The following is a 13402-nucleotide window of genomic DNA, read 5'->3' on the forward strand; positions in this document are numbered from 1 at the left end:
TTCAACCAAGACAAGCACGTTGCTCTGCTTGGGAATAAGGATTTCACGGAAGCTTTCTTATATCAAAGAACCGAGTTCAAGCGCCACAAGCAGTAACGCCAAAGGGTGGTCTGCCTTCGCATCGCCAGCCCGCAACCCGAGCCTCAGCCTATGCAGGGGATCCCTCCATTTGATGCAAATCTGCGCGGACAAACACGTTACGAAAATTGACCGCCCGTCGCATGGGCGGGCTGGTGTTGTCATGCTAAGTCAAGCCTGACCACCAAAGGACATTCCCATGCACCAGCCGCCACTGCCATTGACCCAAGACCTCGTCCTCATCGGTGGCGGACACACTCATGCTTTGGTTCTGCGCAAATGGGCGATGAAGCCGCTCCCCGGCGCGCGCCTGACGCTGATCAATCCCGGCCCGACCGCGCCCTATTCCGGCATGCTGCCCGGTTTCGTCGCCGGGCACTATAGCCGCGATCAGCTGGATATCGATCTTGTGCGCCTTTCACAGACCGCGAATGCGCGCCTGATCATCGGATCGGTCACGGGCATTTCCCCTGACAGCAGTACGATTCAGATCGACAATCATGCGCCAATTGGCTTTGACATAACCTCGGTCGATGTCGGTATCACCTCTGACATGCCTGCCTTGCCTGGGTTCACAGAACATGCCGTGCCGGCCAAACCGCTGGGCCCTTTTGCCGCCAAGTGGGATGCGTTCCGAAATGGCGATGGTCCCGCAGCAGTTGCAATCATCGGTGGCGGTGTCGCCGGCGCCGAACTTGCAATGGCGATGGCGCATGCACTAGAAAAGCGCAACCGTCCGGCGGCGATCCATCTGATCGACACCTCTACCGTCTTGTCCGCGCTACCCACGAAAAGCGCGGCCAAACTCCGCGACGCAATGAAGGCACTGAACATCCGCCTGCATGAGAACGCGCAGATCACACATCTGACCGAGAACACCGTCCATCTAGCGGTCGGCGGCACGATCACAGCGTCTTTCATAACCGGGGCTGCTGGCGCGCGTCCCTATCCTTGGCTGGCGGATACCGGTCTGAACACACATGATGGCTTTCTCACTGTGAACGCGCGTCTGCAAACCAGCGATCCGCGCATCTTTGCCGTTGGCGACTGCGCGCACATGGCCCACGCCCCCCGGCCCAAGGCAGGCGTCTATGCCGTGCGTCAGGCCCCTGTGCTATTACACAATCTGTCCTCCACTCTCTCTGGTGGGCCGCTGAAACAGTATGTCCCACAAAAAGATTACCTGAAGCTTATCTCGCTTGGAAAAAAGTCTGCCCTTGGTGATCGCTTTGGCCTGACCTTTACCGGTGGCTGGGTCTGGGATTGGAAAGATCGCATCGACCGCAGGTTCATGGATCAGTTCGAAGCGATGCCCAAGATAGCCGCACCGACGTTGCCCTACCCTCGCGCCAAAGGTGTCCAACAAGCAATTGGGCCCAAACCGCTCTGCGGGGGCTGCGGCGCAAAGCTGGGACGCGATCCCTTGTCGAATGCCCTGGCCACGCTTCAGCCGACAAAACGCGCGGATATTACTCCGTTGCCTGGCGATGATGCCGCACTTCTGGCCACCGGCGGCGCGCGGCAGGTGCTTACCACCGACCATCTACGCAGCTTTTGGGCCGACCCAGGCGTCATGGCGCGCATCGCGACTCATCATGCATTGGGGGATATCTGGGCGATGGGGGCCGATCCACAAGCCGCGACCCTGTCGATCACATTGCCCCGCTTGTCCGATACACTTGCCCAGCGCAGTCTGACCGAGATCCTGTCCGCCGCACAAACTATCCTGCAAGATGCCGGGGCCGATATTGTCGGTGGTCACAGTACGATTGGCGACGAACTGACCATTGGGTTGGCAGTTGCCGGGTTGTGTGACCAAGACCCGATCACCCTGAACGGCGCAAAGGATGGGGCAGCGCTGATCCTCACCAAGCCCATTGGCTCTGGCGTGATCATGGCAGCCCTTATGTCCGGCAAGGCGCGCGGTGCAGATGTGGAGAGCGCGTTAGAGGCCATGCTGCGCAGTCAGGAATCCGCGTCACACATTCTGCGCCAAAGCGCGCAAGCGATGACCGATCTGACCGGTTTTGGTCTTGCTGGACACACCCAGAACATCTGCACGGCCTCTGGACTGGCTGCTACTCTGACGCTCGACACGGTTCCGCTATTGCGCGGTGCGCTGGATCTCTCGGAACGGGGCGAGTATTCTTCGCTTTATGCAAACAATCGCATCGGATTTTCAAACATTTCGGACAACCCACACACCCGCCTGCTTTTTGACCCACAAACCAGTGGCGGTCTACTTGCAGCAGTTCCAGCGAATGAGGCCGATCAGATCGTGTCCGCGCTGCGCGAAGCTGGGCACATCAACACCGCGATCATCGGACATCTGCATGCAGGAACGGTCGGTCAGGTGGGCATCGCCTGAAGCACTGCTTCAACCTCGGCCGCAACTTGATCTAGATGCGCTGTCGACAAACCATCCGTCTCAATCCGCGCAACAATAGTGGGTGACATGGCTTTCATCGACTTGGCGTATGCCAGATCGTAATGATCTTCCATCAACGACCGCGTCAGTTTGCGATTGTCGCCAGCCGCGCTCCACCCGATCCATTGCGACACCAACGCATCGCCCCGATGCGTCTTGAGCGGTGCAAGTTTGGTATGAAGCGACGCAGTGTCGGACAGGATATCGTCATAGGCACGCACAAGGTAGTCCGTTCGCGCATCCAACGGTGCAGCGACCTCAATCCACGGCGCAATCTTCATCGCCTCCCACAGGCTGGGAGGCAACAGAACGTGTCCAATCTTGCTGCTTTCCGCCTCAACGACCACGGGACGTGTCGGATCAAGCCGACACAGTTGCCCAGCCAGAGCGCTTTCAAAAGCCTTTTGCGACGGCTGATCCCCCATCGTCCCCAACAGAGATCCACGATGGTTTGCCAGTCCTTCAAGGTCGATCACCTGTATGCCACGTTTTGCCAGCAATGGCAGCAATTCGGTCTTGGCGGTGCCGGTATAGCCGCCCAATTGCACAAACCGAAAGGGCAAGGCCGTGCGGTGCAGCATGTCCACCACAAGCCGGCGGTAGGTCTTGTAGCCGCCTTGGATCACCTCCGACCGCCAACCGATTTCCTTGAGCAGCCACGCAAAGGATCCCGACCGTTGACCGCCACGCCAGCAATAGACCAGAGGTTTCCATCCACCCTCGTGGTGCGACAGCGCGTTTTCGATGTGATTGGCCGCGTTGCGAAAGACCAAAGCTGCCCCGAGCTTGCGCGCGTCAAACGGGCTGATCTGTTTGTACATCGTTCCCACCCGCGCGCGTTCTTCGTTGTCGAGAACTGGCAAATTGATCGCACCAGGAACATGGTCTTCAGCGAATTCCGCAGGACTGCGGACGTCGATCACTGTGTCGAACCCGTGGTCGAGCAGATCAGGCAGCGTGGTCGGAGTCAGGGGCATGGCAGGGTCAGCGTAAGAGCCCAATCAATTCATCCGAAAGCGCAACAAGCGCACGGCCCTGCGCTTCGGTCACCGCAGCCGCGGTGATTTCTGTGATGGGCACCACAATGGCAAACCGCTCGACCCGTTCGCGGGGGCGGCCATCGACGGCACTTACGGCAGCTTGACCGGTGATTTCGAACACGCCGTTCGCATTGGCGAGCATCTTGTCGATCCTCACATCCAATCGCGCCGATGGGCCATCCAAGAGCGGCCACGGCTCTGCCGACACGGTTGCTGTGCTGCGATCATCGAGCATTTGTGCAAGCGTCCCAGTGACGGCACGTTCCGGATCGTCAGCCCATTCGGCATCGCCCAAGGGGCGCAAGGCACCATCCGTTTCGCGGACAAGGATTGATGTACCAGACGCATGGCTGGGCAAGGACACATCGCGCAATTCGACACTGCGCACCGAAACCCGCGTTTCCGCGCCGGATGCTGCTGGCGCATCGATCAGATACCTGGCGGTATCGCCAGAACTGCAGGCGGCCAAAGGCAGTGCCATCACGAATGCAACGCTGCGCCAGTTCAATACGGTCATTCTTATACGTCCTTCCTCAGCGTCCGAAAATCAGCGAATTTGGGCTGCGTTCAATCTCGCGCGCAAGGTCCGAAATCGCCCGCGCCGCATTCTGCACCTCGCGCAGCGCCGAAAGAGTCTGCGTATTGAAATCCGACCGGTCGCCATAGGATTGAACCACCGTTTCCGTCTCGGCCACGAGCCGTTCCAAACGTGCGGTCAATTGCGGCAAGTCTTCCACCGACTCTGCCACCGATCCGGCCGCGTCGGAGGCTGATTGCAGCGTGGCGTTCAGGTTTTCAACCACTCCGCCCTCGCGCAGTTCTGTCAGGGCCAATCGCATCTCAGTCAGCGCGTCGTTAATCGTACCCGGCAGCTCCAGCGTTTCCTGCGACCCAATGAGCGCATCGACACGGGTCAGCGTGCCCGTTGCGCTATCGACCAGCGCCTGCAATTGCAATTCATTTGCCGTGGTAGCGACTCCCTCAAGCTCTGCCAGAAGCGCCGGAATGTCAGTCTCTGTGATTTCGCGGAGGTTGGCAGTAAGCGCGGGCGCGTCCTGTGACGCAACGCTGATGTCCGCCATGGCGCGATCCAGATTGCGCAGCGACGATCCCAGTGCTTGCACCGCGCCTTCAGCCTGCACATCGGCCACGACCTGCCGCACATCTGCAATCGCCGCTGTCACGGCTGCCGGGATGCCTTGCACCGCCTCTTGCGCGATTAGAGCGTCGATGGTGTTTAACGTCTGCGTCGCGCTCGCCACCAAGTCGTCCAACTGCAACTCTTGCGCGGTCTGCGCGACACCCTGCAACTCGGCCAAAACTGCCGGAATGTCTTCTTCTGTGAGCTTTGTCAGGTTCTGGGTCAAAGCCGGGGCAGATTTCGACGCTTCGTTGATCCCGACCATCGCCTCGTCCAAGCTGGCCAGCGCATTGTTGAGCGACTCGACTGCCCCACCTTCGCGAACTTCGGCCACAAGCTGGGTCAAGTCGTTCACCGCAGCTTCGATCTGCGCCGGAATGGACTGGATCGCCTCGCTGCCAACCAAGGCCCGTGTGTCATCCAACAGAGCGACAGCCGAGCCGGGCACGCGCTGCAGGTCGTCGTTGCGGGCAAGCTGCTCGACTGCATTCATGAGGCTGATCGCCTGCTGCATCACCTCTTCGATGGGCAGCGCATTGATCCGTTCAAGCACACCTTCCGCAGTGGCGGTGAAATCTGAAAGGTTGGATTCAATGCTTGGCAGGCGCGGCGCTTCTCCATCCGGTTCGGACAAACGGGCGGAGGGCGCATCATTCAGCACCACAAGTTCAATCCGTAAGTCACTGCTCAGCAGACTTTCTGTCGCCAACCGCGCACGCATTCCGGTTTCGACCGCAAAACGGAAAAACTCGACTGTTTCCTCGGGTGTTGTTTCCGCGGGGAGACCCATGCGCTGCGGGTCAATCGACACGTTCACCAAAAGCGAAAGCTCTGGTCCGAACTGGGTCTCGACAACGCGGGATCGCAATTCGGTGACCACCCCAACCTCAAGGCCTTGATAGGTGACGTCATCACCCGCCTCAAGGCCACTCACCGACTCGGAAAACTGGATCGCAAAGGGCACGCCCTGAGATGGACCGCGCACCAGTGTGTTGCGCCGGGCGTCTTCTTCACCCTCGTAGAGCGTAAACACATAGTTTGCGGGCAGCGCTTCACCATCCTCGTAGACATCGTCAAATTCGACGCCGCCAGTCACCAACGAGGCAAGACTGTCAAAATCAACCGAAAAGCCTGACGCGCCGAAAGACAGCTCGAACCCGGATGTGTCCCAGAACCGCGTGGCTTGGGTAAGGCGTGCATCATGTGGCGCGTCAATAAATGCATCAACCAATACCGACCGGCCATCTGCCGACAGGCGCGGTGTCTCGAGACGGCCTACTTCGACGCCTCGGTACAGCACCGGCGACCCGTATGAGATTGTCGTGCCATCATCCGTTGCCAGCGTGATCCGCCGCCCGGGACGCCCTGGCTGGTTCAGTGGAGGTGAATCCGATCCCACGAACGCCTGCGCCAATGGCCCCGGAACATTATCCCACGCGCCCTCGATATAGACGCCCGACAGGACGGTCGACAAACCGCTGATCCCGCGTGCCGAAACTTCGGGGCGTACAACCCAGAACGCTGCGTCCGCATCGATGAACGGAGCCACGTCATTGTCGACCCGCACGTAGACAAGCACCTTGTCCAGACCTGCAGAAAAGCGCACCTCCTCCACCGTGCCAACCACAACCTCACGGTAGCGCAGCGTCGTTTCCCCGGCGACAACACCCGAAGCGTTTTCGAACGACACTTCGATCAATTCGCCCCGATCCGCAAAGCTTTGCCATGCGATGCCCAAAGACACGCCCAGCGCCAGCAACGGCACCAGCCAGACAAAGGACAGGTTGCGCAAGAATGATTTCTTGGGCGGGGTCACGTTCATGTCAGCAGGGGTCGGATCACTCAAACCGGTTTTCCTTCAGGCGCGTCCCAGATCAGTCTGGGGTCGAAGCTATTGGCCGAAATCATGGTGAATGCAACCGAAAGCGCAAAGCTGACGGCGGCAATACCGGGATTGATCGACGCCACGAAATTGAGCTGCACAAGGGCTGACAGGATCGCGACGACAAATACGTCGATCATCGACCAACGTCCAATGAACTCAACAAATTCATAGAGATGGAAATGGGTCGATGTTCCAGGTTTTCCACGTTGCACCCGCAACGCCAGATAGGCGATTGCGATAAACTTGCTGACCGGGATGATCACCGAGGCCACGAAAACAATCAGCGCAACACCGTATGATCCATGATCGATCAGATCGAACACACCACCAACGATTGTGCTTTCCTGCGTGTTGCCAAAGGTTGTGGTGCGCAGCATCGGATAAACATTGGCCGGGATGTACACGACGAGGCCCGCAAAAAGCCACGCCCATACCCGCTGAACGCTGGACATGTCACGGCTGGTCAACCTGCTTCCACAGACCGAACAGGTCGCAGTGCCGCGCTGGTGGACGTGGCCGCATTCGGCACACCCCACCAAGCCAGCTGCGCGGGCGGTCAGGATGGGCTGCGCGCGTTCAGCGTTTGCCATACGGTCACCCGACACATGAAATTATCCTTAAGAACTGTAATGATCACCAACCCTACAAACGCCCAGAACGCCGGGCCCAATGTCACCTGAGCCAGACCCGCAACTTTCACCAGAGCGACTGCGACACCAATGATAAAGATCTCGGCCATTGCCCAAGGCCGAATGGTTTCTGCCATTCTGAACACTGCTCTGGCCCGCGATGCGGGTTTCCAGCCCAACGCCATGGGCGCAAAGACGTAAATCAGTGCGATGAACCTTGTGATGGGCAACACCACGATCAACGCGGCCACAGCAAAAGACAGCGGCAGCATCAAACCGTCAGAAAACGCCAAGATCGCATCGAAGACCGAGCTTTTGCGCCCTAAGCCATGCGTGCTGAGTTCAAGAAATGGAAAGAACACCGCCGCCACCATTAGGATCAGTCCAGTGGCCGAAAGCATCACGATCCGTGTCATAGCCCCTTCGCGCGGGGCCATCAAAACCGTCCCGCAACGCACGCATCTCGCCTGCGCACCCGGTTGCACATGCGGCACACGGTGAAGTGCGTCGCATTTCGGGCAGGCGATCATGTCGGACATCGAGTCGGTCATACGCGTGTGATACGCCATCCTTGGATAAGGTGACAGGAACTTGACCTAAGAACGCAACAGTGCCTGTTCCGTTCCCGCCTAAGAGGCAAACCATGAACAAATATTAAGCGGCTTGTATTTCTTCGCCTCTACGGCGTCTCGTGAACGGCAAACTCGCAGACCAAGAAACGCGTCGTCGGCCTGGCGCGCGCCCACCATGCACGGCTTTTTTTGGATTTGTCATGACAGGCGGCTTCACCAACCTTGCCGTTGGCATCACGATCGCGGTCTGCGCGTGTACGGCAAAGCCCCACACTTCAACGCTGCTTGGTCTGCCAATCGGGATGGACCCAAGGTGCGCGATTGTCCAAAGGCAACGGTGTTTTGCCAAGGATGTGATCAGACGCCTTTTCCCCAACAAGAATGGACGGGCCGTTGAGGTTGCCATTGGTGATCCGAGGAAAGATCGAACTGTCCGCAACCCTCAGATTTTCCACACCGATCACGCGTGTTTCCGGGTCAACAACAGCCATAAGATCATCCCTTGCACCCATCTTGCAGGTCCCACAAGGATGATAGGCGCTCTCGGCATGCTCGCGGATGAAGTCATCAAGCCTTTCATCGCTTTGCGCTTCGTCACCCGGCTGAATCTCATGCTTGTAGAAAGGCCTGAACGCATCTTGCGCAAAAATATCTCGCACCAAACGGATACCCTTGCGGAAATCGGCCCAATCTTCTTCACGGCTCATATAGTTAAACAATATCCGGGGATCATCCTTCGGGTCATTCGACCTTAACGTGATTTCACCCCGTGACGGTGATCGCATCGGTCCGACATGGGCTTGGAACCCATGTCCTTCAGCAGCGGTCTGCCCGTCATACCGAACTGCAATGGGCAGAAAATGGATTTGCAGATCCGGGTAATCTACTCCGGCTTTTGATCGGATAAATCCAGCACTTTCAAACTGGTTAGATGCTCCCGGTCCAGTTTTAGTCAACAGCCAGCGTGCCCCAACATAGGCTTTGCCAAGCAGGTTCCAATACTTGAAAAGGCTGACAGGCTGGCTTGCTGCCGCCTGCACATAGACCTCAAGATGGTCCTGCAAGTTTTGGCCTACACCGGCCCGGTCTGCGATCACGTCAATGCCGTGTTCCGACAAGTGCTGGGCTGGGCCGATACCCGAAAGCATCAGCAATTTCGGTGAGTTGATAGCCGATGCTGCAAGTATCACCTCAGCATTGGCGTGGATGACCCTGATCTGACCAGTTTGCTCAATCTCGACACCCGTCGCGCGCCCGTCCTCGATCACAACCTTGCGTGCAAAGCCTTTGACAAGGCGGCAGTTTTCACGTTTCAGCGCAGGCCGCAGATATGCCTTGGCCGCAGACCAGCGCTCGCCCTGCCAAACCGTCATGTCAAAAGGGCCAACCCCTTCCTGCCGATGGCCATTGTAGTCACCAGTTATCCCATAGCCCGCCTGCGCCCCCGCCTCGACAAAAGCGCGGGTCAGCGGGTTTTCGCGCGCGCCTCGCGTAATATGCAGCGGACCATCTTTTCCACGCCAATCGGCATCACCGCCATGCCCACCTGAATGCCAATTCTCAAGCCGTTGGAAATAGGGAAGAACATCCGCATATCCCCAGCCCACCGCACCCTGATCACGCCAATGGTCATAGTCCCGTGCATGGCCACGCACATATATCATGCCGTTGATCGACGACGACCCGCCAATCACCTTGCCACGCGGACAAGCCAGACGGCGATTGTTCAAATGAGGTTCGGGTTCGCTGCGATAGCCCCAATCGTAGCGCTTCATGTTCATCGGGAAACTCAGCGCACCAGGCATTTGAATGAACGGCCCGGCATCGGAGCCGCCATGTTCGATGACGATCACCGATTTCCCGGCTTCGGACAAACGGTAAGCCATCGCGCAGCCCGCAGAGCCCGCGCCGACTATAACGTAATCAGCATTCATATCAGAGCCTTAGAACGGAGCCTCAACGTCACCCATTCGGACGTAGACGGATTTCACTTCGCTGTAATGGTTGATCGCAGCCTTCGAGTTTTCGCGCCCAACACCAGACATTTTGGTGCCCCCAAACGGCGCTTCGACCGGCGCATCATTATAGGAATTGATGAAACACGACCCCGCCTCAAGCTGCGCAATCACCCGGTGCCCGCGCGACAGGTTGCTGGTGAAGACCCCTGCCGAAAGACCAAATTCGGTCGCATTCGCGCGAATGATCGCCTCTTCTTCGGTCTCAAAATCCAGCACAGCCATGACTGGGCCGAAAATTTCTTCGCGGGCGATTGTCATGTCGTCTTTTACATCCGCAAAAACAGTCGGTTGCAGATAGAACCCCTCACGGTCCAAACGTTTGCCCCCAGTGATCAAACGCGCCCCTTCAGTTTCGCCTTTTTCGATATAATCGAGGACGATTTTCATCTGTTTGTCACTCACCATCGGACCAAAGCTTGTCGCCTCGTCCATCGGATCGCCAATCACCGCGTTCGAAAGACGCTCTTTCAGTCGCGTTAGAAACGCTTCCTTAATCCCCTTCTGTACAAATACCCGTGTCCCGTTCGAGCACACCTGCCCAGAGGAGTAGAAATTACCCAGAATTGCACCGCCAACCGCATTTTCGAGATCGGAATCGTCAAAGATGATCAGGGGCGATTTACCTCCCAACTCCATCGTGACATGTTTCATCTGTGCTGCGGCAGCGGCGTATACCTTTTTGCCAGTCGGGACAGACCCGGTCAGCGAGACTTTGGCCACACGCGGGTCAGTGACCAGTGATGCGCCAACCTCGCCGAGCCCCTGAACCACATTGTAAATCCCGGCTGGCAAACCCGCCTCATACAGGATTTCGGCAACCTTGAGCGCGCATAGCGGCGTGGTTTCGGATGGTTTGAACACCATAGCATTGCCGCAAGCCAGTGCAGGCGCGCCCTTCCAGCAGGCAATCTGCGTCGGATAGTTCCACGCACCGATCCCAACGCACACGCCAAGCGGTTCGCGGCGCGTGTAGACCCAGTCTTCGCCAAGCTGGATATGTTCGCCTGTCAGACTGCCCGCCAAGCCGCCAAAATACTCCAGCGCGTCGGCTCCGCTAGTCGCATCAACAGCAATGGTCTCTTGATACGGCTTGCCAGTGTCGTAAGTCTCCAACACCGACAGATCGTGATTGCGGTCGCGCATCAGGTCCGCAGCCCGGCGCAAAATGCGACCGCGTTCGGTACCTGACATCGCCGCCCATTGCTTTTGCGCGCGGTGGGCAGACGCCAGAGCCCGATCGACTATGGCTGGGGTGGCGGCATAGACTGTTGCGATCTGTTTACCGGTGGCAGGATAGATCACGGGAATCGGCACACCGCTCGTGTCTTCGACATAGGCGCCGTCGATAAAATGGCTGGCTTTGGGCTGTGTGTCGTAGCTCATGCAATGGGCTCCCTGTCCGCTTGGGTGATTTCATGGGAAAGCGCGGTCAAAACCTGACGGGTGGCGTCATCCCCCGAAGGCACGTCTTTGCTCAACGCCTCGCGCAGATACAGACCGTCTATCAAACCGGCGAGACGCAGTGCGGCTTCGCCGGCACGTGGGCCAATCAGAGGGCGCAGGTTATAAACGAGGTTTGAATGCAACCGGCGTTGATACACCGCCAAAAGCCGTCGCGCATTATCGTCAGACTGAGCCAAGACGTAGAAATTCAACCACGCAGCAACCACTTCGCGCCGGAAGTTCGAGCTTGTAAAGCCTGCGCGAATAATCGCCTCGGTCCGGGCGCGCGGGCCTTGCGCCATGATCAAAGCCCCCCGCACTTCGGCCCCATAGAGGCTGAGCGTATGGCGCATCGCGGCAAGGAAAATCTGGTCCTTGCCACCAAAGTAATGATGCGCCAGCGCCGAAGACATGCCTGCACGCCGCGCAATCTGGGCCACGGTCACGTCCAATGACCCCGCCTGCCCGATCTCGGCAATCGTTGCTTTCACCAATGCCTCGCGGCGTATAGGCTCCATTCCGAGCTTCGGCACGTTCGACCTCAAAAACTAAGGGTTTGACGTCCGGACCGTATGGCGTTTTTAATTGACTCGTCAATCAACAAAAAACTGACCTCTTTTCAGGGAGACCAAAACACATGATGAAATCTTCACTCTCCGTACTGGCTATCTGTGCCGCCAGTGCCGCAGCCGCCGATTGCGACACGGTCGTTTTTTCCGATGTGGGCTGGACCGACATCACCGCAACAACGGCCGCAACGACAGTCGTTCTCGATGCGCTTGGCTATGACACCGACATCAAAGTTCTGTCCGTACCAGTGACCTATACCGCGCTGGCCGAAGGCGATGTCGATGTATTCCTTGGTAACTGGATGCCGACAATGGAGGCTGACATCGCCCCCTATCGCGAGGCCGGAACTGTCGACACTGTGCGCGCCAACCTGGAAGGCGCGAAATATACCTTGGCGACCAACAAAGCCGGTGCAGACCTTGGGATCACCAGCTTTGCTGCAATTGCCGCGCAAAGCGATGCTTTGGACGGTGAGATCTATGGCATCGAACCGGGCAACGACGGCAACCGTCTGATCATGGATATGATCGAAGCCGATGCGTTCGGACTTGAAGGGTTCGAAGTTGTCGAAAGCTCGGAGCAGGGAATGCTGGCGCAAGTGGCCCGCGCGGATGATCGGGGCGAACCGGTGGTTTTCCTAGGTTGGGAGCCGCACCCGATGAACGCGAACTTCGAGATGACCTACCTTGAAGGGGGTGACGATTGGTTTGGCCCCAACCTTGGCGGTGCGACTGTCTTTACCAACACCAGCGCCGGGTTTGCAGAGTCCTGCCCGAATGTGGGCGCGTTGCTGAACAACCTCGAATTCACGCTGGCGATGGAAAACGAGATCATGGGCGCCATCCTCAATGACGGGGAAGAGGCGCGGGATGCGGCCACGACATGGCTTCAGGCAAACCCCGACGCCTACATGGGGTGGCTTGACGGCGTGACGACAAAAGATGGTGGCGATGCCGTCGCGGCAATGAAATCCGCGCTTCAGTAACCAGATCAGGGCGGCCTTGAGCCGCCCTTTCCTTAAGCGTCACAGGAATTTTGCATGGACTGGCTGACGGACAACAAGATCCCGGTTGGGAAAATCGCCGGGACGGCCTTTGACTGGCTTGAAAGCAACGGATCGTTCTTTTTCGATGCTCTGTCAGACGCACTCGAAGCCATGATCGACGGCTTTTTGTGGCTGCTGCAAACGCCGCACCCTATGGTGATTATCGGCCTGTTCGTCGCCCTGACCTACTATCTGCAACGTAGCTGGAAGGTCGCGCTGTTCGTGGCCATTGGTTTTTTGTTCATCATCAATCAGGGTTATTGGGAGGAAACAACCGAGAGCCTGACATTGGTTCTGTCCGCCTGCGTGGTCTGTATGGGCGTTGGTGTGCCGATCGGTATTGCAGTCGCTCACCGACCCCGGCTTTATGCGTGGATGCGTCCCGTTCTGGACCTCATGCAAACTTTGCCAACCTTTGTTTATCTTATTCCAGCGATTGTGTTTTTCGGCATCGGCATGGTCCCGGGCCTGATCGCAACAGTGATCTTTGTATTGCCTGCGCCTATTCGATTGACCCACTTGGGTGTTAGTTCGACCCCCACCCCCCTGATCG

11 protein-coding genes are annotated in these 13402 nt (G+C 57.9%); 3 read left to right on the forward strand and 8 right to left on the reverse strand.

The features are described 5' to 3' along the window. Positions 1–277 precede the first annotated feature (277 nt). Positions 278–2446: a selenide, water dikinase SelD gene (selD, locus tag ACTG4M_RS12105; RefSeq protein ID WP_439123919.1), complete on the forward strand. Its 2169-nt coding sequence runs from the start codon at positions 278–280 to the stop codon at positions 2444–2446. Here the strand turns inward: selD and mnmH are convergent. The 8 genes from mnmH to betI all read right to left on the reverse strand — a co-directional run bounded on the left by mnmH (position 2428) and on the right by betI (position 11752). Continuing rightward, positions 2428–3483, reverse strand: a complete 1056-nt coding sequence (gene mnmH / locus ACTG4M_RS12110) for a tRNA 2-selenouridine(34) synthase MnmH (RefSeq protein ID WP_439123920.1) — start codon at positions 3481–3483, stop codon at positions 2428–2430. The genes selD and mnmH overlap by 19 nt on opposite strands. A 7-nt stretch (positions 3484–3490) precedes the next feature. Continuing rightward, positions 3491–4063 (reverse strand): PqiC family protein, encoded by a 573-nt coding sequence (locus ACTG4M_RS12115; protein WP_439123921.1) that lies wholly within the window; start codon positions 4061–4063, stop codon positions 3491–3493. A gap of 16 nt (positions 4064–4079) precedes the next feature. Then, the gene (locus ACTG4M_RS12120) at positions 4080–6533 is read right to left on the reverse strand and encodes an MlaD family protein (protein WP_439123922.1); all 2454 of its coding nucleotides are present in this window, start codon (positions 6531–6533) and stop codon (positions 4080–4082) included. Then, positions 6530–7162: a paraquat-inducible protein A gene (locus ACTG4M_RS12125; RefSeq protein WP_439123928.1), complete on the reverse strand. Its 633-nt coding sequence runs from the start codon at positions 7160–7162 to the stop codon at positions 6530–6532. Before ACTG4M_RS12125 ends, ACTG4M_RS12120 begins: the two co-directional genes overlap by 4 nt. Further along, a complete protein-coding gene (locus tag ACTG4M_RS12130; RefSeq protein WP_439123923.1) occupies positions 7129–7752 on the reverse strand; it encodes a paraquat-inducible protein A in 624 nt (207 codons plus the stop codon). Before ACTG4M_RS12130 ends, ACTG4M_RS12125 begins: the two co-directional genes overlap by 34 nt. 296 nt (positions 7753–8048) lie before the next feature. After that, the gene (gene betA, locus ACTG4M_RS12135; protein ID WP_439123924.1) at positions 8049–9707 is read right to left on the reverse strand and encodes a choline dehydrogenase; all 1659 of its coding nucleotides are present in this window, start codon (positions 9705–9707) and stop codon (positions 8049–8051) included. Positions 9708–9716: 9 nt separating this feature from the next. Further along, positions 9717–11174, reverse strand: coding sequence for a betaine-aldehyde dehydrogenase (gene betB, locus ACTG4M_RS12140; RefSeq protein WP_439123925.1), 1458 nt, complete (start codon positions 11172–11174; stop codon positions 9717–9719). Beyond that, the gene (gene betI, locus ACTG4M_RS12145; RefSeq protein ID WP_439123929.1) at positions 11171–11752 is read right to left on the reverse strand and encodes a choline-binding transcriptional repressor BetI; all 582 of its coding nucleotides are present in this window, start codon (positions 11750–11752) and stop codon (positions 11171–11173) included. Before betI ends, betB begins: the two co-directional genes overlap by 4 nt. 122 nt (positions 11753–11874) lie before the next feature. Here betI and choX point away from each other — a divergent pair, with 122 nt between their 5' ends. Continuing rightward, the gene (gene choX, locus ACTG4M_RS12150) at positions 11875–12789 is read left to right on the forward strand and encodes a choline ABC transporter substrate-binding protein (protein WP_439123930.1); all 915 of its coding nucleotides are present in this window, start codon (positions 11875–11877) and stop codon (positions 12787–12789) included. Positions 12790–12843: 54 nt separating this feature from the next. Further along, the coding region (locus ACTG4M_RS12155; RefSeq protein WP_439123926.1) for an ABC transporter permease subunit at positions 12844–13402 on the forward strand (559 nt) is incomplete at its 3' end.

The organism is Marivita sp. (assembly GCF_965656765.1).
Taxonomy (GTDB): domain Bacteria; phylum Pseudomonadota; class Alphaproteobacteria; order Rhodobacterales; family Rhodobacteraceae; genus Marivita.

What these genes read in the sequence shown, in the direction of transcription:
- selD (WP_439123919.1), top strand. Translation starts at nt 278, where the DNA reads ATGCACCAGCCGCCACTGCCATTGACCCAAGACCTCGTCCTCATCGGT.
- mnmH (WP_439123920.1), bottom strand. Translation starts at nt 3,483, where the DNA reads ATGCCCCTGACTCCGACCACGCTGCCTGATCTGCTCGACCACGGGTTC.
- ACTG4M_RS12115 (WP_439123921.1), bottom strand. Translation starts at nt 4,063, where the DNA reads ATGACCGTATTGAACTGGCGCAGCGTTGCATTCGTGATGGCACTGCCT.
- ACTG4M_RS12125 (WP_439123928.1), bottom strand. Translation starts at nt 7,162, where the DNA reads ATGGCAAACGCTGAACGCGCGCAGCCCATCCTGACCGCCCGCGCAGCT.
- ACTG4M_RS12130 (WP_439123923.1), bottom strand. Translation starts at nt 7,752, where the DNA reads ATGACCGACTCGATGTCCGACATGATCGCCTGCCCGAAATGCGACGCA.
- betA (WP_439123924.1), bottom strand. Translation starts at nt 9,707, where the DNA reads ATGAATGCTGATTACGTTATAGTCGGCGCGGGCTCTGCGGGCTGCGCG.
- betB (WP_439123925.1), bottom strand. Translation starts at nt 11,174, where the DNA reads ATGAGCTACGACACACAGCCCAAAGCCAGCCATTTTATCGACGGCGCC.
- betI (WP_439123929.1), bottom strand. Translation starts at nt 11,752, where the DNA reads ATGGAGCCTATACGCCGCGAGGCATTGGTGAAAGCAACGATTGCCGAG.
- choX (WP_439123930.1), top strand. Translation starts at nt 11,875, where the DNA reads ATGAAATCTTCACTCTCCGTACTGGCTATCTGTGCCGCCAGTGCCGCA.